At 55.0% G+C, this 22,548-nt stretch carries 22 protein-coding genes and 1 tRNA gene; 15 read left to right on the top strand and 8 right to left on the bottom strand.

Annotation, left to right across the window (positions count from 1 at the left end; genetic code table 11):
* Nucleotides 1-9: 9 nt before the first annotated feature.
* Genes A3OW_RS25645 through mpl form a run of 4 tightly spaced genes read right to left on the bottom strand, consistent with a single transcriptional unit; the run spans nt 10 to nt 4,351 of the window.
* Complete coding sequence (locus tag A3OW_RS25645; protein WP_020565604.1) at nt 10-1,254, bottom strand: uroporphyrinogen-III C-methyltransferase; 1,245 nt, start codon at nt 1,252-1,254, stop codon at nt 10-12.
* Entirely contained in the window at nt 1,238-2,026 is a 789-nt protein-coding gene (locus A3OW_RS0121915) for a uroporphyrinogen-III synthase (protein ID WP_020565603.1), read from the bottom strand. Before A3OW_RS0121915 ends, A3OW_RS25645 begins: the two co-directional genes overlap by 17 nt.
* Nucleotides 2,026-3,012 carry a hydroxymethylbilane synthase gene (gene hemC / locus A3OW_RS0121910; RefSeq protein ID WP_020565602.1) on the bottom strand — a complete coding sequence of 329 codons (987 nt, stop codon included), beginning with the start codon at nt 3,010-3,012 and terminating at the stop codon, nt 2,026-2,028. Before hemC ends, A3OW_RS0121915 begins: the two co-directional genes overlap by 1 nt.
* Nucleotides 2,999-4,351: a UDP-N-acetylmuramate:L-alanyl-gamma-D-glutamyl-meso-diaminopimelate ligase gene (mpl, locus tag A3OW_RS0121905; RefSeq protein ID WP_026223832.1), complete on the bottom strand. Its 1,353-nt coding sequence runs from the start codon at nt 4,349-4,351 to the stop codon at nt 2,999-3,001. Before mpl ends, hemC begins: the two co-directional genes overlap by 14 nt.
* Before the next feature lie 300 nt (nt 4,352-4,651).
* Between mpl and apaG the strand changes: the two genes are divergently transcribed.
* Together apaG and A3OW_RS0121895 are read left to right on the top strand one after the other, a co-directional pair.
* On the top strand, nt 4,652-5,029 hold the full coding sequence (apaG, locus tag A3OW_RS0121900) for a Co2+/Mg2+ efflux protein ApaG (RefSeq protein WP_020565600.1): 378 nt from the start codon (nt 4,652-4,654) through the stop codon (nt 5,027-5,029).
* 3 nt (nt 5,030-5,032) lie between these two features.
* Nucleotides 5,033-5,860 carry a symmetrical bis(5'-nucleosyl)-tetraphosphatase gene (locus A3OW_RS0121895; protein ID WP_020565599.1) on the top strand — a complete coding sequence of 276 codons (828 nt, stop codon included), beginning with the start codon at nt 5,033-5,035 and terminating at the stop codon, nt 5,858-5,860.
* An 81-nt stretch (nt 5,861-5,941) separates the two neighbouring features.
* Here A3OW_RS0121895 and tsaD read toward each other — a convergent pair whose 3' ends face one another.
* Complete coding sequence (gene tsaD, locus A3OW_RS0121890; RefSeq protein WP_020565598.1) at nt 5,942-6,952, bottom strand: tRNA (adenosine(37)-N6)-threonylcarbamoyltransferase complex transferase subunit TsaD; 1,011 nt, start codon at nt 6,950-6,952, stop codon at nt 5,942-5,944.
* 102 nt (nt 6,953-7,054) lie between these two features.
* Between tsaD and rpsU the strand changes: the two genes are divergently transcribed.
* From rpsU to A3OW_RS25640, 11 genes are all read left to right on the top strand, one after another.
* Nucleotides 7,055-7,288, top strand: coding sequence for a 30S ribosomal protein S21 (gene rpsU / locus A3OW_RS0121885; protein WP_020565597.1), 234 nt, complete (start codon nt 7,055-7,057; stop codon nt 7,286-7,288).
* 13 nt (nt 7,289-7,301) lie between these two features.
* Nucleotides 7,302-7,754 (top strand): GatB/YqeY domain-containing protein, encoded by a 453-nt coding sequence (locus A3OW_RS0121880; RefSeq protein ID WP_020565596.1) that lies wholly within the window; start codon nt 7,302-7,304, stop codon nt 7,752-7,754.
* Between the two features lie 23 nt (nt 7,755-7,777).
* On the top strand, nt 7,778-9,514 hold the full coding sequence (dnaG, locus tag A3OW_RS0121875; RefSeq protein ID WP_020565595.1) for a DNA primase: 1,737 nt from the start codon (nt 7,778-7,780) through the stop codon (nt 9,512-9,514).
* A gap of 82 nt (nt 9,515-9,596) precedes the next feature.
* A complete protein-coding gene (gene rpoD / locus A3OW_RS0121870) occupies nt 9,597-11,405 on the top strand; it encodes an RNA polymerase sigma factor RpoD (RefSeq protein ID WP_026223831.1) in 1,809 nt (602 codons plus the stop codon).
* A gap of 14 nt (nt 11,406-11,419) precedes the next feature.
* Nucleotides 11,420-11,496: transfer RNA gene (locus A3OW_RS0121865), tRNA-Ile, on the top strand.
* 64 nt (nt 11,497-11,560) lie between these two features.
* Nucleotides 11,561-12,721, top strand: a complete 1,161-nt coding sequence (metK, locus tag A3OW_RS0121860; protein WP_020565593.1) for a methionine adenosyltransferase — start codon at nt 11,561-11,563, stop codon at nt 12,719-12,721.
* A gap of 101 nt (nt 12,722-12,822) precedes the next feature.
* A complete protein-coding gene (gene ahcY / locus A3OW_RS0121855) occupies nt 12,823-14,115 on the top strand; it encodes an adenosylhomocysteinase (RefSeq protein ID WP_020565592.1) in 1,293 nt (430 codons plus the stop codon).
* Nucleotides 14,116-14,184: 69 nt separating this feature from the next.
* The gene (gene metF, locus A3OW_RS0121850; RefSeq protein WP_020565591.1) at nt 14,185-15,033 is read left to right on the top strand and encodes a methylenetetrahydrofolate reductase [NAD(P)H]; all 849 of its coding nucleotides are present in this window, start codon (nt 14,185-14,187) and stop codon (nt 15,031-15,033) included.
* Between the two features lie 143 nt (nt 15,034-15,176).
* Complete coding sequence (locus tag A3OW_RS0121845) at nt 15,177-15,917, top strand: 16S rRNA (uracil(1498)-N(3))-methyltransferase (protein WP_020565590.1); 741 nt, start codon at nt 15,177-15,179, stop codon at nt 15,915-15,917.
* Between the two features lie 5 nt (nt 15,918-15,922).
* On the top strand, nt 15,923-16,831 hold the full coding sequence (locus A3OW_RS0121840; protein ID WP_020565589.1) for a CPBP family glutamic-type intramembrane protease: 909 nt from the start codon (nt 15,923-15,925) through the stop codon (nt 16,829-16,831).
* Between the two features lie 132 nt (nt 16,832-16,963).
* The gene (locus A3OW_RS25640) at nt 16,964-17,608 is read left to right on the top strand and encodes an HAD-IA family hydrolase (RefSeq protein WP_020565588.1); all 645 of its coding nucleotides are present in this window, start codon (nt 16,964-16,966) and stop codon (nt 17,606-17,608) included.
* 33 nt (nt 17,609-17,641) lie between these two features.
* Here the strand turns inward: A3OW_RS25640 and A3OW_RS26670 are convergent, their stop codons facing one another.
* Nucleotides 17,642-18,388 carry a glycerophosphodiester phosphodiesterase gene (locus A3OW_RS26670; protein WP_020565587.1) on the bottom strand — a complete coding sequence of 249 codons (747 nt, stop codon included), beginning with the start codon at nt 18,386-18,388 and terminating at the stop codon, nt 17,642-17,644.
* Nucleotides 18,389-18,545: 157 nt separating this feature from the next.
* Between A3OW_RS26670 and A3OW_RS0121825 the strand changes: the two genes are divergently transcribed.
* Both A3OW_RS0121825 and A3OW_RS0121820 read left to right on the top strand, forming a co-directional pair.
* The gene (locus A3OW_RS0121825; RefSeq protein ID WP_020565586.1) at nt 18,546-19,574 is read left to right on the top strand and encodes an agmatine deiminase family protein; all 1,029 of its coding nucleotides are present in this window, start codon (nt 18,546-18,548) and stop codon (nt 19,572-19,574) included.
* Nucleotides 19,575-19,727: 153 nt separating this feature from the next.
* On the top strand, nt 19,728-20,261 hold the full coding sequence (locus A3OW_RS0121820) for a nucleoside triphosphate pyrophosphohydrolase family protein (protein ID WP_020565585.1): 534 nt from the start codon (nt 19,728-19,730) through the stop codon (nt 20,259-20,261).
* A gap of 23 nt (nt 20,262-20,284) precedes the next feature.
* Here the strand turns inward: A3OW_RS0121820 and A3OW_RS0121815 are convergent, their stop codons facing one another.
* Nucleotides 20,285-21,583 (bottom strand): dihydroorotase, encoded by a 1,299-nt coding sequence (locus A3OW_RS0121815; protein WP_020565584.1) that lies wholly within the window; start codon nt 21,581-21,583, stop codon nt 20,285-20,287.
* A complete protein-coding gene (locus A3OW_RS0121810) occupies nt 21,580-22,545 on the bottom strand; it encodes an aspartate carbamoyltransferase catalytic subunit (protein ID WP_020565583.1) in 966 nt (321 codons plus the stop codon). The genes A3OW_RS0121815 and A3OW_RS0121810 overlap by 4 nt, the downstream gene beginning before the upstream one ends.
* Nucleotides 22,546-22,548 lie beyond the last annotated feature (3 nt).

The following is a 22,548-nucleotide window of genomic DNA, read 5'->3' as shown; positions in this document are numbered from 1 at the left end:
GTCACTCTGTTATTGCTTTTCTGACGGAACTGCGGCGGCTGGTGCGGGCGCGGCGGGTGCTGCTGCCGGCGCCGGCGGGGCGGATTCCATGGGGGCCGGCGCATTGGTCACCGCCGGAGCTTCCGGCGGCGAGGCCATGGCTTTGTCCGATTCGATCCTGAGTTTGGTGATGTCCCTAAGCATTTTCAACGACGCGCTGATGTCGGGAAAATGGCTCCGTATTTTCGTTTCGCTCAACCGGTTCAGTTCGTTGATGAACTTTTGATTCTCGCCAATCTGGGTAAAGTTTTTCTCCGTCCATGCTTTTGCATCCTGCACGCTGGCATGAAAAATGGCTTCGTTTTGCTGAACCAGCGCAATCTTTATCATTTCCAGCTTGACGCGTAACTGTTCACGAACGAACTGGACCTGCTGAGGCGTCAAAATTTCTTCGACCGGTTGATCGGTGCGCCGGATGGTGACAATGTCTTCCAGTTCGTTGAGCGCGGAATCCACCAGACCGGAGCCTTGATCGGTTTTGCCTTCCGCTCCCGGCTTCTCCTCTTTTTCCTTGGCCGGCGGGGCCAAAGTTTTTCCGGAATAAGGCAAAATCAGGGCCAGTTGGTCAACCTGGCCCTGAAGCGCCTGGACGGAGCCGAACAGTCCGACAATATCGGGAACCGGAACGTTTTTAAGCGCTGCAATCTCTTTGGCCACCTCTTCGCGCACCTTGAATACCGCTGCGTCGCCGCTTTCCCGCAACCGTTGATCCGCAGCTTCCAACGCTTCCCGGCTGGTATTGACGTCGCCGATGAGATGCAGTCTCTCATTGGCAACGCTGAGCAGGTATTCGGCGTCGGCAATCAGCCAGTCCCCTCTCGTCTTGCCCAACTGGCGTTGCAAATGCTCAATGGAGTCGCTCATTTCCTTGCGGAGATTATCGAGCCTTTCATTATGAAGCTTTGCATAATCGTCCAGGGCCTTGGTGTAATGCGCGTCCTTGCCGGCAATAGTGGATTCTATGGTCGACAGTTGAGACTGAATGGCGCTCAGTTGCGACTGATAATCGGCAACTTTTTTGGATAGCTCGCCTTTCACCTCGCCGCCCAAATTGGTCTGCCGTTCCCTAAGCTGCATGAGCAGATAATAGCCGGCCCCCGCTATGCCGATAACGACAAGAAGAATAATGACGCCAAACCAGAATCCGCTCCGCGACCGGCGGGATTTTTTGCTGTCTGCTGAATCCTTCTCTATTTGTTCAATCTCTTCGGCCACTCTGTTCACCTGTAGTACATTTTATTACTGTCTCAAGAATTGATATGTCGGTCGGACTGTCTGCTACAACAACTTGTTTAAATCCCTTGTCGGCAGCGATCCGGGCGATCCGCTCGCTCACCGTCACCAACGGCAACGCAGCCACGCGTTCAAGACAGGCATCCCCGAGCATCGCCAACAAGTTCTGCAAGGTCTCGCCGCTGGTCACGGTAACCATGTCCAGACGGTTTTGATTCAGCATTTCCCTGACCGATGAACAGTCGACGGCGGGAATCAAGCGACGATAAACGTCCAGATATTCAACGTATGCCCCTCTGCTGCGCAAAGTGTGGGCCAATTCTTCACGGCCGCTACAACCGCGTACGATTAAAAACCGCTGGCCGTCCACGCTCTGAAGCTCGGGCATGGCCAGCAGCGCTTCGCTGTCAAAACCGGTTTCGGAAAGCAAGGCCACAGTCATGCCGGCCGCCGCCAGGGCGGTTGCCGTCGCTCTTCCGATGGCGGCAATCTTCACGGCATGCAATTGATCTATTTTGCCATTAATCGCACGGAGAGCAAAATTTACTGCATTTGCACTAATAAAAACAAGCCACTGGAACTTTTCCAGTTTCTCGAGCAGTGCGCCGGCCTCGGGCAAGCCCTCGCACGCTGTAATTTCGATGGCCGGCAACCGGATGGCCTGCCCGCCATGATCCTCGATGATCCGGCAGAGATGGTCCGCCTGATGCGCGGGGCGGGTAACCAATACCCGCCTGCCTTTCAATACGTTCATCAGGAAAACAAGGATTCCAGAATTTTATCCGCGCCCTGGCGCAACAGATCTTCGGCAACCAGCCGGCCAATCTCTTCGGCCTGTTCGAGGTCGCCCCACCGTTCACTGCGGTATAAAATGCTGCCGTCGGGCTTGCCGACGAGTCCGCGCAGGAACAACCGTCCTTCCAGAATTTCTGCAAAACCCGCGATGGGCACCTGGCAGCCTCCGTTCAACCGGCTGTTCATCGCTCTTTCCGCCGCGACGCAGATGCCGGTGTCCCGATCGTGCAAAGCGCCGAGCAGCCGATTGAGCTCCTCGTCCTGGACCCTGCATTCGATGCCGATGGCGCCCTGACCGATCGCCGGCAGGCTGACGGAGGCATCGAGGCGCTGCCGGATACGGTCCGCCATCCCCAGCCGTTTCAGCCCGGCCGAAGCCAGGACGATCGCGTCGTATTCGCCGGCATCGAGCTTGTTCAGGCGGGTGTTGACATTGCCCCGGAGCGATAAAATCTCCGCCTCGGGGAAGCGCTCCTTGATCTGGCATTGCCGGCGCAAGCTGGAAGTTCCTATCCTGGCGTCGGCCGGCAGCTCATCCAGTGAAGCGTATCGAGTGGAAACCAGCGCATCGGTCGGATCTTCCCGGGATAAAATTGCCGCCAGATGCAAACCTTCCGGGAACGCCACCGGCACATCCTTCATCGAATGCACGGCAATATCGGCGGAGCCTTCCAGCATGCCTTGCTCCAGTTCCTTGACGAATAACCCTTTGCCTCCCACTTTGGCTAACGGTGCATCGAGCAGTTTATCGCCGCGCGTCACCATTTTCACCAGCGTTGTTTTGATTTCCGGAAATAGACTTTCCAGCCTGGCTGCAACGTATTCAGCCTGCCATAACGCCAGAGGACTTTGGCGGGTGGCGATACGAAGTGTTCTTTCGAGCAAAATAAGACCTTCCTTAATAATATCGTTTGAATCGGAACGCTGAGAGTCAGCGAAGTTCATTCAGCAGACGTTGGTAAATTCCGCCGAAACTGCCGTTGCTCATCAGCACGAAGTGCCCCCCGTAACGGGCCTCCAGCTTGAGTTTGCCGATGATCTCCTCGAGAGAGCGGCAAATTTCGATGTTTTGCGCATAGTTTTTCAGTCCGGTTAAATCCCAGGCCAGATTGTCCGGCTGAAAAATAATGGCATGATCGGCGTGATTCAAGGATTTTGCCAGAGTTTCGGTATGGACGCCCAAACGCATGGTATTCGAGCGGGGTTCGACGATGGCGATGATGCGTTCTTCGCCCACCTGCTTGCGCAGCCCGTCCAGCGTCGTTTCGATGGCCGTCGGATGGTGAGCGAAGTCGTCGTAGAGGGTCACTCCGTTGATCTTTCCGATCACCTCCATGCGGCGTTTGACGTTTTTGAATTGATTCAAAGCAGCAATCGCATCTTGCGGATCGACGCCGGCATGCTCTGCCGCGGCAATCGACGAAAGGGCATTGTAAACGTTGTGCAGGCCCGTCAGGGACCATTCGACCGTGCCTTGCAGCTCATTTTCGCGCAGAACCGAGAACCGGCTGCCGTCGTCCTTGTGCAGTTCCGCGTTCCAGAAAGCCTTGCCGTTAATCGAGGTTTGCACCACCGGAGTCCAGCAGCCCATCGACAGCACGTCCTGGATATTGGCGTCGATATCGGGACGGACGATCAGTCCGCTCGCCGGAACGGTTCTTATCAAATGATGAAATTGGCGCTTGATCGCGTCCAGATCGGGAAAAATGTCGGCATGGTCGAACTCGAGGTTGTTCAGCACGGCGGTGCGCGGCCGGTAATGGACAAATTTCGAACGCTTGTCGAAAAACGCAGAATCGTATTCATCGGCTTCCACGACAAAAAACGGCGACTCCCCGAGTCTTGCCGAAACGCCGAAATTCAGAGGGATGCCGCCGATCAGAAAGCCCGGTTTCAAGCCCTGCCGCTCCAGTACCCAACTCAGCATGCTGGCCGTTGTGGTTTTGCCGTGAGTTCCGGCAACGCCCAATACCCAGCGGTCCTGCAACACATGTTCCGACAGCCACTGGGGACCGGAAACATAACGCAGGCCCCGGTCGAGCACGGCTTCGACTTCAGGATTTCCCCGCGACAGAGCATTGCCGATAATGATCAGATCCGGCCGGTCGTCGAGGTTTTCCGCCCGGTAACCTTCCATCAGATGAATGCCCTGCTCCGCCAATTGCGTACTCATCGGAGGATACACGTTTTGATCCGATCCGCTGACGCGATGCCCCATCTGCCGGGCGATGACGGCCAAACCGCCCATGAAGGTTCCGCAAATACCTAAAATGTGAATATGCAATGTCTTACCCTTCTATATTCTCTATCTGGATTGAAATCGTCTCAACCTTGAACGGATTTTAGCCGTATTGGACAAAACGGCTTGAGCATTCGGCTAAAAATCGACAACTCTTTGCGCAGAACAGGCCAGCGCACCGAAAATTTTCAAATAGCCTTTTCCCTGCACTGTAAAAACTTCCTTTCCGAGAGGACCTAAGCCCCAATAGTTCCCTCTTATATTCTTAAAAGCTGTCAATAGCCGCTTGCGTTTAGCAAAAAGTTACGATGAAATAGTCATAATATCATTTATTGTGGTCCAAGAATGAGCGAAAAAAACAAAATATTGGTCGAAGCCGTTCCCCAGTTCGTAGCCGCTCAATCGGCTCCGGATCAGGGCCGTTACGTCTTTTCCTATACGATCACGATCACCAACGCAGGCGCCGTTCCGGCCCGCTTGCTGACTCGCCACTGGCTGATCACCGATGCCAACGGCAAGGTCCAGGAGGTCAGAGGGGACGGCGTCATCGGCGAGCAGCCCTATCTGAAACCGGGCGAATCCTTTTGTTATACCAGCGGCGCGATGATTGAGACTCCGGTCGGTACCATGCAGGGGGAATACCTTATGCGCTCGGACGAGGGTGATAATTTCAGCGCTCGCATCCCTCGCTTTACCCTGTCGATACCAAGAACCCTGCACTGATTTATGGCCATTTATGCCATCGGCGACATTCAAGGTTGTTTCGATGAATTGCTGAGACTCCTGGAGACCGTTTCTTTCGATCCCAAGGCCGATCAACTCTGGTTTACCGGCGATCTGGTCAATCGCGGACCCAAATCGCTGGAAACCTTGCGGTTCGTCAAATCGCTGGGCAATTCGGCCATCACCGTCCTGGGCAATCACGACCTGCATTTACTGGCCGCCGCCTCGGCGCCGGCCATCGCCAGGAAAAAAAATTCGCTGGACCCGGTTCTCGAAGCGCCGGATCGGGACGAGCTGCTCGACTGGCTCAGGCATCGGCCGCTGCTTCATTACAGCGACAATTACTGCCTGATCCACGCCGGCCTGCCGCCGCAATGGGATTTGCAACAAGCCTTACAAATGGCCCGGCTGGCGGAACAAGCCTTGCGAGCGCCGGATCATCAGGTTTTTATCGGCCGGATGTACGGCAACGAGCCCAGCCTCTGGTCGCCCGATTTAACAGGCATTGCCCGGCTGCGCTTCATTGTCAACTGCCTTACCCGCATGCGTTATTGCGACGAACAGGGGCGGCTGGACTTCGATCACAACGGCCCGCCGGGAACGCAACCGGATCATCTGATGCCCTGGTTCGAAGCGCCGAACCGCAAAAACTCGGAGTTACGGATTGTCTGCGGCCACTGGTCGTCCCTGGGGTATTACGAAGGACACAACTGTTATGCCATCGACACGGGCTGTCTCTGGGGCGGGCAACTGACGGCGCTGAGGCTGGGCGATCCGGTGCGGCGTTTCAGCATCGATTGCCCGAGGCGGCAGAATCCGAATAAATCTTAGCCGACTGCCGGCAGCCTACTCAGCGCGGCTCGGAAGAGCCGATTCATATCAAGCAACGGCCGGCGGCTTTTGGCAACTTCTTCAAACCGGAGCCAGATCACTCATGGGCCAGCGCGGCCGGGCCAGAATATCCAACCCTTGGTGCTGACCGGCCAGAAGGCGCTGACATCCCGCATAGGCAATCATGGCGCCGTTGTCGGTACAAAATTCGGTTCGGGGAAAATAAATGCGGGCCTTTTCCTTTTCCGCCATCACCGCCAGGGCACCTCGGATAGCGCGATTGGCGCTGACTCCGCCGGCGACCACCAGCCTGTTCAGTCCGGTCTGTTGAAGGGCTCTTCTGCATTTTATGGCCAGGGTATCGGCGACCGCTTCTTGAAAGGCGGCCGCAATATCGGCTTTATCCTGCTCGCATTTCGCACCGGCATGAAACGCGTTGAGCGCGTGCGTCTTCAAGCCGCTAAAACTGAAGTCCAGACCGGGACGGTCGGTCATCGGCCGCGGAAACTGAATCTTCGGCCGTCCTTCTTCGGCAAGAGCCGCTAAACGAGGACCTCCGGGATACCCCAGACCGAGCATCTTTGCCGTTTTGTCGAATGCTTCACCCGCTGCGTCATCCAGCGATTCTCCGAGCACCTCGTATCGACCGATTCCTTGAACCCAGACCAGCAAGGTATGACCTCCGGAAATAAGCAAGGCGACAAAAGGAAAATCCGGCGGATCTTGTTCCAGCATCGGAGCCAACAGGTGTCCTTCCATATGATGCACGGCCACCGCCGGAATTTGCCATGCCCAGGCCAGGCTTCGGGCCGTGGCGGCGCCGACCAGCAAGGCCCCCATCAATCCGGGACCCGCGGTATAGGCAATCCCGTTGATATCCTTGCTTTCCAGCCGGCTTTCGCGGAGCGATTGTTTGATCAACGGCACCAGTTTGCGGATGTGATCGCGCGAGGCCAGTTCGGGAACGACGCCGCCATAATCGCTGTGCATCTCGACTTGACTGTATAATAAGTGAATAACCAGCCCTTTTTGATCGTGATAAACGGCGACCCCCGTTTCGTCACAGGAAGTTTCTATACCTAAAACGTACATTGAGTTTTTGAAAATGGTAAAAAAATGGTATAATTAAAAGTTACGTACGTTTATATGGTACATAATTTTTAACTTTACATATTAACACATCTGGATCGATAAATGCCGTCAGTAAAAATCAAAGAAAACGAACCTTTCGATATCGCCATTCGCCGCTTTAAACGCGCGTGCGAGAAAGCCGGAGTATTGGCCGAAGTCCGCCGCCGCGAATTTTATGAAAAACCCACTTCGGAACGCAAACGCAAAGGCGCCGCTGCCGTCAAGCGCCACCTGAAGAAACTGGCGAGAGAGCGCTACGCGCTAAAAAATCTGCGTCGCGGCCGTCCTGCGGTTTGACAAGGCTGCCATGATGGAATCATCAATAACGGATCGCATCAAGGACGACATGAAAGCCGCTATGAAAGGCGGCGACAAATTCAGACTGGGCGTGATTCGTTTGATTCTGGCCGCCATTAAGCAGGTCGAAGTCGATGAACGGATTACGGTGGATAACGACCGAGCCATTCTGGTGCTGGACAAGCTGCTGAAACAGCGGCGCGAATCCATCCGGCAGTTTACCGACGCCGGCCGGCTTGATCTGGCGGAAGCGGAAGAGGCCGAGGCGAAAATAATCCAGGAATTCCTGCCGCAAGCCCTGACCGAAGCGGAAATCGATGCAATGATCAACGAGGCAATTGCCGAGTCCGGCGCCGGGTCGATCAAGGACATGGGGAAAGTTATGAGCTTGCTGAAAGCCAGAATGCAAGGGCGCGCCGATATGTCGGCAGTGAGCAACAAAATCAAGGCTGCATTATCGGCTTAGGCGCTTCCGTTCCGGTATCGGCCATGTCCGGCGGCAGAATTCCCCGCACCTTTATTGACGATCTTTTAGCTCGGGTTGATCTGGTCGATTTGATCGATACCCACGTCCCTCTTAAAAAAACGGGCGCAAATTATGTAGCCCGTTGCCCTTTTCATACCGAAAAAACCCCCAGCTTTTCCGTCAACCGGAACAAACAGTTCTATCACTGCTTCGGTTGCGGCGTCAGCGGCAATGCCATCAGCTTTCTGATGGATTTTAATCATCTGGATTTTGTCGAAGCCGTCGAGGATCTGGCAACCTTTGCCGGTCTGGAAGTGCCGAGAGAGGCTTTTGAAAAACCCGACTCCGGCAACAAAGGGGATTTACCCCTGCTTTACCGCACCATGGAGCAGGTGGCCGCTTTTTATACCGAACAATTGAATACCCATCCGGAAGGAAAAAAAGCCCTGGGATATCTGCAAAACCGCGGCGTTTCAGGCGAGGTAATCGCCGATTATGTGCTCGGTTATGCCCCTCTGGCATGGAAAAAACTACAAGAGCGGTTCGATTCGCAACGTCTGCAAACCTGCGGATTACTGGGCAGGAACGAAGAAGGCGATCTCTATGGCCGTTTTCGGGGCCGAGTCATGTTCCCGATTCGAGACAAACGCGGACGAGTCATCGGCTTTGGCGGACGCATTCTCGACGATTCTTTGCCCAAGTACTTGAATTCTCCGGAAACGCCCCTATTTCAGAAAGGCAGGGAAGTATACGGACTGTACGAACTGCTGCGCAAGAATTCCAAACCCCAAAGGATTCTGGTAGTGGAAGGGTATATGGATGTCATCGCCCTGGCGCAGTTCGGCATTCATTACGCCGTCGCCACGTTAGGAACAGCCACCTCCCAGGCACATCTCGAACTGCTGTTTCGATTCACCGGCGAAGTGGTATTGTGCTTTGACGGCGACAAAGCCGGCCGGGAAGCGGCATGGCGGGCAATGGAACCGATTTTTCCTTGTCTAAGGGATGGCCGGCAGGTACGCATCATGTTGTTGCCGCAAAACGAGGATCCCGACTCCCTGATTCGCAAGGAAGGCGAGACGGGGTTCGCCAATCGTTTGCAAGCAGCCGAAACGCTTTCGGACTATTTTTTTACCCGGCTTTCGTCGGAATTAAACCTGAGCAGACTGGAAGATCGGGCCCAACTGGTCAACAGGGCCAAACCCTATCTGGATAAATTGCCGCAAAGCATATTCCGGGAAATGATGTTTGCGAGGCTCAGGGAGCTAACGGAGTATCGTTCGCTGGATGTTTCGGAGAATACGGCTAAACTTAAGCGAAAATATGACCGCAAGCCACTTCAAGAAAAAGGCAGACCGTCCTCCGCGCGGACCGCTCTGGCCTTATTAGTGCAGAACCCTCGATTGGTCGAACTGATTGAACAAAAGGAAATTGACTGGAATGAGCTGGATTTTCCCGGCGTGGAATTGTTTAAAGATATCCTGCACGCGGTTCTCGCAAACACACCGGCCACTGCCGGCGCGCTGCTCGAGATTTTCCGGGAAAAACCCGAAGAAAAATCCGTCAAAGCCCTAGCCCTTTTACCCTTACTGGTGCCGCCTGACGGCCTTGAAGCCGAATTTTCCGATGCGCTGGATAGGCTCCTGGCCCAATCCAGATCTTCGGTATTGGATAAATTATTGGCCAAGGAACAATCCGCGGGACTCGATAGGCGCGAAAAAGACTTGTTACGAAAACTTCTGGCTCATACTCATAAATAATTGTGATGCCAAAATTTAAATTTATATAGTATAATTATCTGTTCAGTTTAGTCCGGCTGAATCCTTATTCGGTGAGTGAATGATGAATCAAGAACAACAGCAATCCCAGCTTAAACAATTGATAGCCAAAGGCAAAATCCAGGGTTTTCTGACCTATGCCGAGGTGAATGATCACTTGCCTAGTGACATTGTTGATCCTGAGCAAATCGAAGACTTCATCGCCATGATCAACGACATGGGCATTCAGGTTTATGAAGTCGCCCCCGATGAAGACTCGCTGATCACCGACTCGGCCGCAGTCACTACCGATGACGAAGATGCGGAAGAAGTCGCCGCTCTCGCCTCGGTCGACAGTGAATTCGGCAGAACGACCGACCCGGTTCGCATGTACATGCGGGAAATGGGTTCGGTAGAGCTGTTGACGCGCTCCGATGAGTTAAAAATCGCCAAGCGCATTGAAGAAGGCCAGCAACAACTGGTTAAGGCAATCTCTCGTTCCTGCATGGTCGTGGAAGACTTTCTGCAATCCTATGACTCCATTTCCGGAGAAGAAGGCGGCATCCGGCTGACCGATCTAATCACCGGCTTTGTCGATTTGAGCGAACCTGAAGATCTTGCCGCCGTCGCCGCCAATGAAGCCGTCGAAGAAGCGGGCGCGGCGGACGAGGAACTGAAGGGGCTCAATTATGAAGAGGTCAGCGAGAAAGTCGAAGGACTTAGAAAACAACTGAAAAAAGCCTCGTCCGCCATCAAGAAACACGGCTATTCCAGCGAGGAAACGGAAAAGTCCTTTGAAGAACTGGCTGATTTATTCATGGAATTCAAATGGACGCCTCAGTATCTGAAAAAAATGACGACCATTATTCCGAACGGAATCGCCAAAGTTCGGGAACAGGAAAAACTGATCATGGACATCTGCATCAAGTACGCAAAGATGTCCCGTCAGGAATTTATTGCCATGTTCTCGGAGAATGAGGCCAACTCCGCCTGGCTGGACCACTGCCTGAGCGAGGGACAGCCCTATGCGGAAGCCTTGCGCTCTCACGAAAAGGAAATACGCAAGGCGCAAAAGATCCTGGCGGACATCGAGGCGGAATACGGTCTCACCATCAGCGGTCTGAAAGACATCAACCGGCGCATGTCGATCGGAGAAGCCAAAGCCAGACGCGCCAAAAAGGAAATGATTGAAGCCAACTTGAGGCTGGTGATTTCGATTGCAAAAAAATACACCAACCGCGGCTTGCAGTTCCTTGACCTGATTCAGGAAGGCAACATCGGTTTGATGAAAGCGGTGGATAAATTCGAATACCGCCGCGGCTACAAGTTTTCCACGTACGCAACCTGGTGGATTCGGCAGGCCATTACCCGTTCGATCGCCGATCAGGCCAGAACGATACGCATCCCGGTGCACATGATCGAAACGATCAACAAATTGAACCGGATATCCAGGCAGATCCTGCAGGAACTCGGACGGGAAGCGACTCCGGAAGAACTTGCGGTACGCATGGAAATGCCAGAAGACAAAGTGCGCAAGGTGTTGAAAATCGCAAAAGAACCGATTTCGATGGAAACTCCGATCGGCGACGACGAAGATTCGCATTTAGGTGATTTTATCGAAGATGCCAGGGTGCTATCTCCGGTTGAATCTGCTACAATTGCCGGCTTGCGGGAATCCACGCAGAACGTGTTGGCCGGTCTTACCGCAAGAGAAGCGAAAGTCTTGCGCATGCGTTTCGGCATCAACATGAACACCGACCATACTCTGGAAGAAGTCGGCAAACAGTTCGATGTCACCCGGGAAAGAATCCGTCAAATCGAAGCCAAGGCCCTGAGAAAGCTGAGGCACCCATCCAGATCGGAACAGCTTCGCTGCTTCCTGGACGGCGAATAAATAAACAGTCACAGGGGCCCTTAGCTCAGTTGGTTAGAGCGTCCGACTCATAATCGGCAGGTCGTAGGTTCAAGTCCTACAGGGCCCACCACTCATAGAAAGGCTGCCTTGGCAGCCTTTTATTTATTTGGGTTTTATACTAAATAGGCGATGTCATGAGCAATAATTTTATTTTTACCTCAGAATCAGTTTCGGAAGGGCATCCGGATAAAATTGCTGACCAAATTTCGGATGCGGTGCTGGACGCGTTGCTGGCCCAGGACCCGAAGTCGAGAGTGGCTTGCGAAACCCTGGTAAAAACCGGTATGGTGATCCTGGCCGGTGAAATTACCACGAACGCCTGGGTTGATACGGAAGAACTGGTGCGTAAAGTCGTTTGCGATATCGGCTATGACCACGGCGACATCGGTTTTGACGGGCAAAGCTGCGCGGTATTGAACGCCATCGGCAAACAGTCCTCCGACATCGCGATGGGCGTCGACGAATCCGAAAATCACGAGCAAGGCGCAGGCGACCAAGGCCTGATGTTCGGTTACGCCAGCAATGAAACCGACGTGTTGATGCCGGCCCCGATTACCTATTCCCATCTTCTGGTAAAACGCCAGGCCGAAGTACGCAAAAACAAAACGTTGTCCTGGCTGCGTCCGGACGCCAAAAGCCAGGTCACTTTCCGCTATGAAAATCACAAGCCGGTTGCGATAGACGCCGTCGTGCTGTCCACCCAGCACTCGCCCGAAATCAGCAATAAAGCCTTGCACGAAGCGGTCATGGATGAAATCATACTGCCTGTCCTGCCCAAGGAATGGCTGCACAAGGACACCAAATTTTACATCAATCCGACCGGCCAGTTCGTGATCGGCGGACCGGTCGGAGATTGCGGCCTGACCGGACGCAAAATCATCGTCGATACCTACGGCGGCATGGCCAGACACGGCGGCGGCGCTTTTTCGGGCAAGGATCCGTCGAAAGTCGACCGCTCCGCCGCCTATATGTGCCGGTACGTCGCCAAAAACATTGTCGCCGCCGGCCTGGCGGAGCGCTGCGAAATTCAGGTCTCCTATGCCATCGGCGTGGCGGAACCGACCTCAATCAGCATCGAAACCTTCGGCACCGGCAAAATCGCCGAAGACCGGCTGGTGCAGATCGTCAGAAACATTTTCGATCTCAGACCGAAAGGCCTGATCGCCATGCTGGGCCTGTTGAAGCCGATTTATCAACAGACTGCGGCCTACGGCCATTTCGGACGCAACGAGGATTCCTTCACCTGGGAAAGAACCGACAAAGTCGAGGCGCTGATCGAAGCCGCGGGCATTTAACCGGAACCGAAAACTCAGCATCATTTTCCGAGGACCGGACCATCGGCGGGCCCTGCCCGCTTGACTCCGGTTACATCATCTAGCAACAGGATACCAATCGTATGAGCCAACCCGATTACAAAGTAGCCGACATCAGTTTGGCGGAATGGGGCCGTAAAGAAATCAATATCGCCGAAACCGAAATGCCGGGGCTGATGGCCCTGCGCAAGGAATACGCCCGGGAGCAACCGCTGAAAGGAGCGCGGATCGCCGGCTGTCTGCACATGACCATTCAAACCGCGGTACTGATCGAAACCCTGGTCGCGTTAGGCGCCGAAGTCCGCTGGTCTTCCTGCAATATTTTCTCGACTCAAGATCATGCCGCGGCCGCGATCGCCGCAGCCGGCATTCCGGTGTTCGCCTGGAAAGGCGAAAACGAAGCCGAATTCGACTGGTGTATCGTACAGACCATCGAAGGCCCGAACGGCTGGCGCCCCAACATGATACTCGACGACGGCGGCGACCTGACCCACATGATGCACGTGAAATATCCTGAATTACTGAAGGATGTCAAGGGTTTGTCGGAAGAAACCACGACCGGTGTGCTTCGCCTCTACGAAATGATGGCCAAAGGCGAACTCAAGGTTCCGGCCTTCAACGTCAACGATTCGGTGACCAAATCCAAATTCGACAACTTGTACGGCTGCCGGGAATCGCTGGTGGACGGCATCAAACGCGCCACCGACGTCATGGTGGCCGGAAAAATCGCCGTGGTCTGCGGCTACGGCGACGTCGGCAAGGGCTGCGCCCAATCACTGCGTGGACTCGGCGCCACCGTCTGGGTAACCGAAATCGATCCCATCTGCGCCTTACAGGCGGCCATGGAAGGCTATCGCGTAGTGACGATGGAAGAAGCGGCGCCGATCGCCAACATCTTCGTTACCGCCACCGGCAACATTCGCGTCATTACCCACGAGCACATGCTGGCCATGAAAAACCAGGCCATCATCTGCAATATCGGCCATTTCGATTCCGAAATCGACATCGCATCGCTGCGCCGGTATCCCTGGGAAAACATCAAGCCGCAAGTCGACCACGTCCTTTTGCCCGGCGGCAAACGTTTGATTGTGTTGGCGGAAGGCCGCCTGGTAAATCTGGGCTGCGCAACCGGCCATCCCAGTTTCGTGATGTCGAATTCTTTCTGCAATCAGGTGCTGGCGCAAATAGAACTGTGGAAGAACGCAGACCAGTATGAAAACAAGGTCTACATTCTCCCGAAAAACCTGGACGAAAAAGTGGCGGCCCTGCACTTGCAGCAGCTCGGCGTGAGCCTGACCCGGCTGACCGAAGAACAGGCCCGCTACATCAACGTGCCTGTCGATGGACCTTATAAAGCGGATTATTATCGTTATTAACGGATACAAACCGGGCCGGGGACCGGTTAAAACGGTCCCTTTTCGCCAACTGAACTGCAATCTAGATCCATGCATCCTCCTTTTTTCAGCTTCGAGTTCTATCCGCCCAAAACGGAAGAAGGCGCCGCCAATTTGCGGGTGGTCCATCGCAAACTGGCGCTGCTGAATCCCGATTTTTTTTCGGTCACCTTCGGCGCCGGAGGATCCACCCGCGATAAAACCTTCGATACGGTCATCGATATCCAATCTATGGGGATTGCCGCCGCGCCTCATTTATCCTGCATCGCTTCCACCAGGGAAAATATCCGGTCGATGCTTAAAAGCTATCAGGAAAAAGGCATTTCCAAACTGGTCGCGTTGCGGGGAGATTTGCCGTCGGGCATGATGTCGGTCGGAGAATTCCGCTATGCCAATGAGCTGGTCGATTTCATCCGCAAGGAGACCGGCAATTACTTTCAGATCCATGTCGCGGCCTATCCGGAAGTCCATCCTCAGGCAGTGAGCGCCGATGCCGACTTCAGGAATTTTCGGCGCAAAGTCGAGGCCGGCGCCGACGCGGCCATTACCCAGTATTTTTATAATGCCGAAGCCTATTTTTATTTCCTGGACCGTTGCGAAAAAAGCGGTATAACGATACCTGTCGTTCCCGGCATCATGCCGATCACTCAATATGCCCAGTTGTTCCGTTTTTCCGAGATGTGCGGAGCCGATATACCGAGATGGCTGCGGAAAAGGCTGGAATGCCTCGGAGACGATCGCGAGTCGATTCAGGCATTCGGTCTGGAAGTGGTGACCCGGCTGTGCCAGCAACTACTCGATAACGGCGCGCCCGGCATTCATTTTTATACGATGAATCAATCCGCGCCGACCTTGAAGATCATCGAAAACTTACAGCTCCGCCGCCCGTCCCAAGGCTAGCCGTCCGGGACGGCGGCTTTGCCCTGTCCCGTTATCAACGGCCGGCTCACTGATGTTACCCGGCCGACAGCGTCATCGCCGTGGTTTCAGTCTGACGCGATTTACCGGCCAATCATCGTTCCTATTGTCAGAAAGCAAGCGAAATGCGGATTTCAAGATTATACATTCCCTTCCCTCTCTGGCCCGGCCGGAACATCGAACTGGACGATGACAGCGCTCATTACGTCAGAACGGTTCTGCGCCTGAAAAAGGATGCCGAAATCCTTCTGTTCAATGGCGAGGGTGGTGAATTCTTATCGATACTGCGCGAAGTCAGCCGGAACCGGGTAGAAATCCAGATCAACCGCCGGATCGAACGCAGCGCCGAATCGTCTCTGCAGATCTTTCTGGGCCTGGGCATTTCGCGCGGCGACAGAATGGACTGGTCGGTACAAAAAGCCGTGGAGCTGGGGGTTAACCGCATTACGCCGATCCTGACCGAACGCTGCCTGGTGCAGTTCAAAGGCGAAAAAAAGCCGCAGCGCCTGCTGCACTGGCAAAAAATCATTCAGCATGCAGCCGAGCAAAGCGGACGAACTCGCCTGCCCGAGCTTCAGCCAATCGCCACGATTCACGAATGGCTGGATCATCAGCAGGAACTTAAAATATTTTTGGACCCACATGCGTCCGCCTCATTGGCCGATCTCGGCCCGAGACCTTCGCAGGTGACCCTGCTTACGGGTCCCGAAGGCGGCTTCTCCGATCATGAACGGTCCCGGGCGGAAGCGGCTGGATTCATTCCGGTACGCCTCGGCGTCCGGATACTTAGAACGGAAACCGCGTCGCTGGCCGCGCTGTCCGCAGTACAAACGCTGTGGGGCGATTTCGGGACAATGGAGGAATAACAACGATGAGATCGCTCATGGCGGCCTTGATCCCGCTGGCGGTTCTGCTCGCCGCTTCCTCGGCGGCCTGCGTGGCGGGCTACTTTATCATACAGGGCCTGGGCGATGCTTTCCCGTTCCGTAAAGTCATCTCGAAAATCACCCAGTTGCTTCTTGTGCTCAGCATTTTTCCGGCGATGGCCTGGTTGCGATTAAAGAAGGAAGATCTGGGCTTTGCCGGCAAAAAACTGTTTTTCAAACAACTGGCACAGGGCTTTGCGCTCGGCCTGGCAACGTTGTTGCCGGTGCTGACGGTCGAGTATGCGCTGGGGATCCATGTCTTTGACGAGTCCAAACACTGGACTTTTGCTTTGGCCGTTCAAAAAATCGGCATCTCCCTGGCTCTGGCTTTGCTCATTTCATTGATCGAAGAGCCGATTTTTCGGGGAATCCTGCTTGCCGGATTAATGAAGAAACTGCCCGTTTTCGGCGCCGTCCTCGTCAGCTCCGGCTACTACGCCGCGCTCCATTTTTTAGATAGTCATACGGAAATCCCTCTCCAGGAATTGGACGTTTTCAGCGGCTTCACTCTGCTTGGAGAAGCGTTTGCCAATCTGCTGAATCCTTCCATTTATTCCGCTTTTTTCGCGCTGCTGACGGTCGGTATTTTCCTGTGCCTGCTCCGCACTCATTTCCATGCCGGCCTGGCCATGTGTATCGGTTGCCACGCCGCCTGGGTATGGCAGATAAAAATGTTCAAAAGCCTGTTCAATCTCGATTTCAAGTCGAAATTCATCCATTGGGTCAGTTCTTACGACGGCGTCATCGGCCCGCTGGTGACCGTATGGCTCCTGTTGGCCGTAATAGTTTATTTCGTTTATCGCCATTCTACCCGGCACTCATCCGGCCTGAGGCAACAGGCGGAAAAAAGATAGGCGGAAAGAAATCGAGCCAGACGGACTTCCTTTTACGATCCGCTCGAAGCAAGGCCATCCAGCCGCCATTGACTCATAGGCATTACAATAGGACACTCAAACGGATCGTTCTCACTTGTTGGAGCCATTGACATGACCCTCCTTTCTTCCACGATTGACTGCATCGTTTTCGATCTTGGCCGCGTCCTGATCGATCTGGATTTTGAGCTCGCATTCGAGTATTGGGCAACCGCCTCGGGACAGGAACTGACCGAGATCCGAAGCCGTTTTGCGCTGGACGACGCTTACTGCGCGCAGGAACGCGGCGAAATCGAGGCCTCGGACTATTTTTCCCATCTTAGAAAAACCCTCGGCCTCGATCTTTCCGACGAGGAATTCCTTTTCGGCTGGAATTCGATCTTTCTGGAGCCCGTGAGCGGGATTGAGCCCCTGCTGAATGAACTGAAGCCGCTGAAACCTCTGCACGTCTTTTCGAACACCAATGCAGCGCATCAGGAATTCTGGTCGCAGCGCTACGCCGACCTTCTGGCTCCTTTTCAGCAGATTGTCTGCTCCCATGAGCTGGGCGCGAGAAAGCCCGGCGTTGAAGCTTTCCTCCAGCTCGCAGGGCAACTGTCGTCGTCGCCCGGCAGAATGCTCTTTTTCGACGATCTTCCGGAAAACGTCGACGGCGCCAGGTCGGCCGGCCTTCAGGCCCATTGCGTCCGCTCGGCCGGCGAAATCCGCCGGATCCTCGCGGCCGATTACTTGTTGCCGATCGATGGACTCAATCCTTGAGCCTTGCAGCCTTTTGCCGTAAAACGGAAAGAACTAACCAGGATACGAAACCCAATCCGGCCAGTTCAGCGTAGCGCCATCGCAACGGGCATCGAGCGTCTTTTGAATCAGTCTCAGCACGTCTTCGGGTCGGCCTTCGATGCCCCACGCCCTGACTTCGGGCACGGCCGCCCGGGCTGCCCGGACGGCCTCGGGAGTGACCGAATCTGCGTGTGGACACAATTGAAATAAATCAAGCTCGTCAGATCGGCTCAGGATCTCCCGGCCCAAATTATTGACCAACCAACCCAGGCGCTGCCCGGAAGAAAGCCGCCGAATCTCTTTCAACGCCTCGAAGGAAAACCCGGTGACGATGACCTGCTCCTGCAACCCGAACCGGTCGACCAGACGGCAGACCCGCTGCGGCAGTTCCGGGGATCGGCCTTTGATTTCGATGTGATAAGTGACGCGGCTGCCGTATCGTTCAAACAGATTCTCCAGCCTCGGCATTCTTTCGTTGGAGTACAAGAAGGGCGAAAACCAGGAGCCCATGTCCAGCGCTTCCAGCTCCTCCCAGCTCATCGATTCGACGAGTCCCGGATAACCGTAGCGCTCCAGGGACAAATCATGGCAAACGACCACTCGCCTGTCCAAAGAGAGTTGCACGTCCAGCTCGATTTCCCGAACGCCCATGTCGACGGCCAGTTGAAAAGCGGCCAGAGTGTTTTCCGGAGCATAAGCCGACGCGCCCCGGTGCGCGATAATCCGGAAAGGAGGATTAACGAGAAAAGGTAATTTCATTTGCCTGCTCCAATGAAGCTTACCGCCGAAAAATGCCGGATATAAACCTGATATAATAGCCGCATTTTACCGAAACCGGGCTATTGCCCTTGACTGCATCAACCCCTTTCCGTCCGGGCGACCGGACGAAAGCCACGACCACAGGAACCCAACCCACATGATCCGTTTTCCAGCCGAATGGGAAAAACAATCCGCCGTACTGATCGCCTGGCCTCATTCGACCGGCGATTTCAGCAATCGTCTCGAATCCGTCGAGCACTCCTACCGTTTTATCGCGGAAACCGTCAGCCGCTACCAGCGCTTGCTGATCGTCTGCCGGGACGACGTCCATCAACGCCATATCGAGAAACTGGTTGCCGTAAACGATAATATCGATTTTATCCAGGCTCCCGTCAACGACATCTGGGTCCGGGATACCGTTTTTTTGACCGTAGAAGAAGACGGCGAACCGATGCTGCTGAATTTCCGCTTCAACGGTTGGGGCGGAAAGTACCCTCATGAGGACGACGATGCGCTGAATCGAAGATTGTCGACGGCCGGGCCGTTCCAAGGCCTTCGCAGCCGCGACGTCGATTTCATCCTCGAAGGCGGCAGTGTCGAAAGCGACGGCATCGATACGATCATGACGACGCGGCAATGCCTGTTGAATCCGAACAGAAACCGGGGTCTCAGCCAGTCCGACATCGAACGCCAACTGAGCCATCATTTCGGTGCGTCCCGATTTTTCTGGATAGATCAGCCCAATCTGAGCGGCGACGATACCGACGCTCATATCGATACCCTGGCCCGCTTTTGCTCGGCCGACACCATCGCCTATACGGCCTGCGAAGACTCTGCCGATCCGCATTACGAAAGCCTCAAGGTCATGGCAGCGCAACTGGAATCGCTGAGGACGCAAGGCGGAAATCCCTATCGTTTAATTCCGTTGCCTTTGCCCAGACTGATCTTCGACGAAGAAGGCTGCCCTCTGCCCGCCAACTATTCGAATTTTCTGATTATTAACGAGGCCGTCATGGTGCCCGTCTACGACGATCCCATGGACGCCGTCGCGCTGGAGCGTTTGCAGCGCTGTTTTCCGGACCGCAAGATCATTGCGACGCCCTGCCGTCCGCTGGTGCACCAGTACGGCAGCCTGCACTGCATGACCATGCAGTTTCCGCAAGCGGCGTTAAAGACGGCCGAGTAATCGAGGCACGCGTGAGTCCTGGAGTTTTCTCCGAACCGTCAGCGTGCCGAACGAGATGAACAATTATCAGGAGCCGAAGTCCAATTCGGTTGTGAATGACGCTTGCCGGCAACAGGCCATCATGCCTTCCCGAACGATTTGAGGACAGCAGCCATGAATAAACATTTGCAGTATGTCAGAGAATTCAGAGAGACCTTTTCGTTGCCTCAGGCGGCTTTCGGAACGGCAGGACACTTGTCCGACATGGACGTCGTCATGCGCCAGGCCTGGCTGATGGAAGCCGGCAGCGGCGTCTTGCGCGCCTTGAAAAAAGGCGACATGGGCGAAATACTGGGGCGTTTGACCGGCCTGGCGTATTGCTCGCTGAACGCCGTCGCGATACAGGGCGAGGATGTGATCGACCAACCCGTCCTCTGGCATCACGAAGGTTCCGTGCTGTCTGTGATGCGGCTGTTGTCCGAGAAAATCCATGGTTGCACCTCGGGCAAGACCGTCGACTATTCGGCGCTTTATTGTGCCTGCGCTCATCTGGCCCGGGGTTTTCTTAACGCCGATTTCGACAAGGCCTTGCAGATGTTCCACACCCACCACATGGACCGCTGCAAACAATACGGCGCGGATTTCGAGAAGGACGGCGAATTGATCCGCGACCGGGGCGTGGATTTAAGCGATTGCCTCTACGAATGAAGGAGATCCCGATCCTGCTCTGTTCAATCGGAAGGATCGGCCTCATTCGCACAAAAGATCACCCGGCCGTCCTGTAAGGTGTGAGTCACCCGGCCTTTTAAGGTTTGCCGCCAGAAGGGCGTATTGACTCCCCGGCTTTTCCAGTTGTCTTTATTCACCTGCCAAGTCCGTTCCGGATCGAAGATGCAGACGTCCGCAGAATACCCCTGAGTCAGAGAACCGCTCTCAAGACGCAGAATTTCGGCGGGCTTTGCCGTCAGCGCCGCAATACCCTGCGGCAGAGTGATCACCTGTTCGTCCACCAGCTTGAGCATCAACGGCAACAGCGTTTCCAGCGAGGAAACGCCGGGCTCGGTCTCGGGAAAGGCGCCCAGTTTGGCATCGAGATCGTGCGGCTGATGATCCGAGCAGATAGCATCGACCGTGCCGCCGCTAAGGCCTCGTCTAAGATACTGTTTATCCTCTTCGGTGCGAAACGGCGGCAAGACATGGTAGGCGCTGTCGAAAGGAACCACGTCGTGCTCGGTCAGGTGCAACTGATGGACGGCAACGTCCGCACTCACCTTGAGTCCGTACTTTTTGGCCTGCTGGATTTTGATGACCGACCCTTTGCAGCTCAACTGGCCGAAATGCACGCGGCACCCGGTCAGTTCGGCCAGTTCGAGGCACTGGGCCAGCGCCACGGTCTCGGCAGCCGAAGGAATGCTGGGCAAGCCATAACGGGTCGCCACCTCGCCTTCATGGGCGCAGCCTTGGTTGCTCAACCAGAAATCATTGGGCCTGAACATCAAGAGCAGCTCATGACTGGCCGCGTATTCCATGGCACGCCTTAACGTCAGCAGATTTTTCACCGGTTCGTTGGCATTGCCGACGGCAATGCAGCCGGCCTGCTTGAGCGACAGCATCGAGCTTAATTCCGTCCCTTCCAGTTTCCGCGTCAGCGCCGCGATCGGATAAATTTTCGGATACCCTGTCTTTTCGGCGAGTTCCTTGACCAGTTCGGCCACGGCCGGCGTATCGATGACCGGATGGGTATCGGGATGCAGGCACATCGCGGTCACGCCGGCGCCGGCGGCGGCAGCGGTCTCGCTTTTGAAAGTCGCTTTACGGCTTTGCCCCGGCTGGCGCAGACGGGTGCTCAAATCGATGAAGCCGGGACAGACGATCCGCCCCGACGCATCAATCACCCGATCCGGTACGAATCCTTCGGGCTGATTGTCGATCGCGGCGATTTTGCCGTCGGCAATAAAAACCGAGCCGATGCGGTCTATTGCGTTGGCCGGATCGACGATTCTGCCGCCTTTAATCAGTATTCTGCTCAACCTGCGGCTCCTTGCGGCTGCATCGCCATGGCCATGATCGCCATGCGGATGGCAATGCCGTTGCTGACCTGTTGCAGGATGACCGAGCGCGGCCCGTCGGCCACCTTCGAATCGATCTCGATGCCGCGATTGATCGGCCCCGGATGCATGACGATGGCGTCCGGCTTGGCCAGGCTCAATTTATCTTCGGTCAGTCCGAAGCACTGGAAATACTCGCTTTCGCTCGGCAGCAGAGCGGAGTTCATCCGCTCTTTCTGAAGACGCAGCATGATGATGACGTCGATGTCCTTCAATCCTTCGGTCAGGTTATGGAACACGGTCACGCCCAATTTTTCGACTTGAGCGGGCAACAGCGTTTTCGGGGCGATCACCCGGACTTCGGCGGCACCCAGGGTATTGAGCGCCAGAATTTCAGAGCGAGCCACCCGAGAATGCAGAATATCGCCGATGATCGCGACTCTCAGCGAGGAAAACTCCTTCTTGATCTGCCGGATCGTAAACATGTCCAGCATGGCCTGGGTCGGATGAGCATGCTGCCCGTCGCCGGCATTGATCACGCTGATGTGCGGCGCTGCTTGCCGGGCAATGAAATGCGCGGCGCCGCTGACGGCATGACGGACGACGAACATGTCGACGAACATGGCTTCCAGGTTGCGGATGGTATCGAGCAGACTTTCCCCTTTCGAGGTGGCCGAAGTCGCGATGTTGATGTTCAGCACGTCGGCCGACAGGCGCTTGGCCGCCAGCTCGAACGTAGTTCGGGTGCGCGTGCTGTTTTCGAAGAAAAGATTGACGATCGTTTTTCCTCGCAACAACGGTACTTTTTTGACCTGTTGATCGCTCATGCCGACGAAGGACTCGGCCATGTCCAGAATTTCGGTCAACAGACTTTTGTTCAACCCTTCGATGGTCAGAAAATGTTTTAATTTTCCCTCGGAGGACAACTGCAGATTTTCGGTCATCGT

It is taken from the genome of Methylosarcina fibrata AML-C10 (genome assembly GCF_000372865.1).
Classification (GTDB): domain Bacteria; phylum Pseudomonadota; class Gammaproteobacteria; order Methylococcales; family Methylomonadaceae; genus Methylosarcina; species Methylosarcina fibrata.
This window is presented reverse-complemented; position numbering and strand designations above follow the sequence as displayed.

Bases quoted from the DNA above. Each gene is read 5' to 3' on its own strand.
- dnaG (WP_020565595.1), top strand. From the start codon at position 7,778: ATGTCCGGCGGCAGAATTCCCCGCACCTTTATTGACGATCTTTTAGCT.
- A3OW_RS26670 (WP_020565587.1), bottom strand. From the start codon at position 18,388: ATGAAATTACCTTTTCTCGTTAATCCTCCTTTCCGGATTATCGCGCAC.
- A3OW_RS0121845 (WP_020565590.1), top strand. From the start codon at position 15,177: ATGCGGATTTCAAGATTATACATTCCCTTCCCTCTCTGGCCCGGCCGG.
- A3OW_RS25640 (WP_020565588.1), top strand. From the start codon at position 16,964: ATGACCCTCCTTTCTTCCACGATTGACTGCATCGTTTTCGATCTTGGC.
- A3OW_RS0121840 (WP_020565589.1), top strand. From the start codon at position 15,923: ATGAGATCGCTCATGGCGGCCTTGATCCCGCTGGCGGTTCTGCTCGCC.
- A3OW_RS0121915 (WP_020565603.1), bottom strand. From the start codon at position 2,026: ATGAACGTATTGAAAGGCAGGCGGGTATTGGTTACCCGCCCCGCGCAT.
- metF (WP_020565591.1), top strand. From the start codon at position 14,185: ATGCATCCTCCTTTTTTCAGCTTCGAGTTCTATCCGCCCAAAACGGAA.
- A3OW_RS0121895 (WP_020565599.1), top strand. From the start codon at position 5,033: ATGGCCATTTATGCCATCGGCGACATTCAAGGTTGTTTCGATGAATTG.
- tsaD (WP_020565598.1), bottom strand. From the start codon at position 6,952: ATGTACGTTTTAGGTATAGAAACTTCCTGTGACGAAACGGGGGTCGCC.
- A3OW_RS0121880 (WP_020565596.1), top strand. From the start codon at position 7,302: ATGGAATCATCAATAACGGATCGCATCAAGGACGACATGAAAGCCGCT.
- rpsU (WP_020565597.1), top strand. From the start codon at position 7,055: ATGCCGTCAGTAAAAATCAAAGAAAACGAACCTTTCGATATCGCCATT.
- ahcY (WP_020565592.1), top strand. From the start codon at position 12,823: ATGAGCCAACCCGATTACAAAGTAGCCGACATCAGTTTGGCGGAATGG.
- apaG (WP_020565600.1), top strand. From the start codon at position 4,652: ATGAGCGAAAAAAACAAAATATTGGTCGAAGCCGTTCCCCAGTTCGTA.
- metK (WP_020565593.1), top strand. From the start codon at position 11,561: ATGAGCAATAATTTTATTTTTACCTCAGAATCAGTTTCGGAAGGGCAT.
- A3OW_RS0121820 (WP_020565585.1), top strand. From the start codon at position 19,728: ATGAATAAACATTTGCAGTATGTCAGAGAATTCAGAGAGACCTTTTCG.
- A3OW_RS0121825 (WP_020565586.1), top strand. From the start codon at position 18,546: ATGATCCGTTTTCCAGCCGAATGGGAAAAACAATCCGCCGTACTGATC.
- A3OW_RS0121810 (WP_020565583.1), bottom strand. From the start codon at position 22,545: ATGACCGAAAATCTGCAGTTGTCCTCCGAGGGAAAATTAAAACATTTT.
- hemC (WP_020565602.1), bottom strand. From the start codon at position 3,012: ATGAACTTCGCTGACTCTCAGCGTTCCGATTCAAACGATATTATTAAG.
- rpoD (WP_026223831.1), top strand. From the start codon at position 9,597: ATGAATCAAGAACAACAGCAATCCCAGCTTAAACAATTGATAGCCAAA.